Genomic DNA, 2168 nt, shown 5'->3' with positions numbered 1-2168 from the left:
TGCCGGAGATCCTGGCGGCGATGTCGACGACCACGCGGGCGCGCCTCGCGGTCTACCTCTATGGGTGCCGGACCCGCCGAACAGGGCCCCGTCGATGCCGGAGCCGGCGGCCGCGCCGACCGCGCTGCCGATGATGCCCCCGATCGGCCCGCCGAGCGCCGTGCCGACCGCCGCCCCGGCCGTTTGCAGGATCAGCGTGGCCATGGCGGTCTCCGGAACGGGCTTGCAGGCGGCGGGGGCGGGCGATCCTTTGCCCGGTTCGTTACGCCGCGCCGGGAAAGCGGAAGACGTGCGCGAGGTGGCGCAGCCACCAGCCCGTCAGGGCCACCTCCGTGACGGCGGCGCCGTCATGGGCGTGGATCATCGTGCCGGCGCCAGCGCCGGCTTCGGCGCCGGCGGCGATGGCACAGTGCCGAGCCGGCAGGTGGGCGCGGAAGCGGAACAGCAGCACGTCGCCGGCCCGGGGCGGTCCGTCGACGGGCGCGAGGTGGCGCCTTGCCGCCTCCGCCAGGGGATCGCTGCCGGGTGCTGCGGATTCCGCCCAGGACGCGGAATAGGGCGGGGCCGCTTCCGGTTCGGGGCCGAGGGCCTCGCGCCAGACCCCGCGCAGGAGGCCGAGGCAGTCGCAGCCGACGCCCTTGAGGGAGGCCTGGTGGCGGTAGGGCGTGCCGATCCAGCCCCGCGCCAGGGCGACGATCGTCTCGGGGTTCACCGATTCAGGTTTCATGGCGGCCTCAGCGGAACAGGCTGCCGCCGTCGAGGCCCGGGCCGGAGCCGGGGACCGGGCGCAGCACGAAGTCGTTGCCCGGCAGGTGCGGGAAGCCCTGGAAGTTCGGCACGTTGGCGAATTTCTCGCGGCAGGTGGCCAGGCGCTTGTCGCAGCCCGCGTTCAGGCGGAAGCGGTCGCCGGCCCGGATCGCGGCGGCGGGCGCCTGCCAGAGTTCGAGGCGGATCGCGCCGTCCGCCGCGATTTGCGCCCGCAGATCGGCCGCGTGATCGCTGGCGGCCCCGCTGGTCCAGACGAGCCGCCCGCCCGCGAACCAATGGTCCGGGAAGGTGCCGGCCAGCACCACCTCCAGCGTGCCGGGCTCGGGCGCGGCGCGCACGCTGCCGGTGGTGGAGAGCCGTGTGTCCGTCAGGTCGACCCGGCAGCGCGCATCGCCGAGATCGGCCCCGCAGGTGGCGCGGTAGGTCCGGCCCAGTTCGGCGTCGAGGCGGTCCATCAGCCCGCGCAGCTCGGCCACGAAGGCGCCCCCGGCGCGGCGGACCTCGCCGACCGTGCCGATCTCGAGGAGCAGGCGGGTCTCCGGGTCGCGCCAGTTCACGAGCCAAGTCTCCACGCCGGCCCCGTCGTAGAGGCCGCCCGCGATGTCGGCCTCCGTGAGGCCCATCGCGCTGAGCGCCCCCGCCACCTCGCCGCCCGCGATGGCGAAGCCGAGTTCGGCGCTGGCCTCGGCCGCCTCCAGGCCGGTGCCGGCCGCATGCGTCAGCCCCCCGAAGGTCAGGTCGCGGTCGTGGTCCGTGAAGCCGAGGCGCAGCCCGTCGCGCCGGGTGAGCGCCCAGCAATGGCAAAGGGTGGTGGCCCCGCCGGCCAGGTGCGCGGCGAGGTCGGGGGGCAGGTCGCGCATGGCCGGGAAAATCCTCGTGGAGACAGCCTCAGGAGCGCTGCGGGTTGACCCTCGGATCGGCCCGGAGCCGGGCCACGGCGAGGTCGATGAAGGCGCGCACCTTGGCGGGGGCGCGCCGGCCCTCGGGGCTGACGACGTGGGCCGGCATCGGGGCCGCCTCCGGATCGTCGAGGACGAGCCGCAGGCGCCCTTCCGCCAGCGCCGGGGCGACCTGGTAGGACAGCAGCTGCGCGATCCCCTGGCCGGCGAGCGCCGCCGCCAGCACGGAATCGATCGTGTTGCAGGTGAGCCGGGGGCGCGGGGTGCCCCGCGCCGCGGGCCCGAAGCCCTTCGGCCCGAAGCCCCCTTGCCCGAAGCCACCCAACCCGGTGCTGGCCGAGCCGATGACGGCGTGGTCGCGCAGATCCCGCACGGTCGCGGGGGCGCCGTGCCGGTCGAGGTAGTCCGGCGCCGCGCAGAGCACGCGGCGGACGGTGCCGACCCGGATCGCCGTGAGGCCGGAATCGGCCAGTGGACCGATGCGGATGCCCGCGTCGGCGC

Annotated in this window: 4 protein-coding genes; all 4 read right to left on the bottom strand. The window is 75.8% G+C overall.

The genetic code is table 11. The annotated features are described in order from the left end of the window. A partial coding sequence (locus MFF30_RS24825) for a hypothetical protein (RefSeq protein WP_238282889.1) occupies positions 1 to 204 on the bottom strand: 204 nt, incomplete at its 3' end. A 58-nt stretch (positions 205 to 262) separates the two neighbouring features. After that, on the bottom strand, positions 263 to 727 hold the full coding sequence (locus tag MFF30_RS24820; protein ID WP_238282888.1) for an NlpC/P60 family protein: 465 nt from the start codon (positions 725 to 727) through the stop codon (positions 263 to 265). 7 nt (positions 728 to 734) lie between these two features. Beyond that, positions 735 to 1628 carry a phage/gene transfer agent baseplate hub protein gene (locus tag MFF30_RS24815; RefSeq protein ID WP_238282887.1) on the bottom strand — a complete coding sequence of 298 codons (894 nt, stop codon included), beginning with the start codon at positions 1626 to 1628 and terminating at the stop codon, positions 735 to 737. 28 nt (positions 1629 to 1656) lie between these two features. After that, the coding region (locus MFF30_RS24810; protein WP_238282886.1) for a LysR substrate-binding domain-containing protein at positions 1657 to 2168 on the bottom strand (512 nt) is incomplete at its 5' end.

This window comes from Methylobacterium goesingense, assembly GCF_022179225.1.
Taxonomy (GTDB): Bacteria; Pseudomonadota; Alphaproteobacteria; order Rhizobiales; family Beijerinckiaceae; genus Methylobacterium; species Methylobacterium goesingense.
Note: the sequence above shows the minus strand (reverse complement) of the source record. Positions and strands in the feature narration are given on the sequence as shown.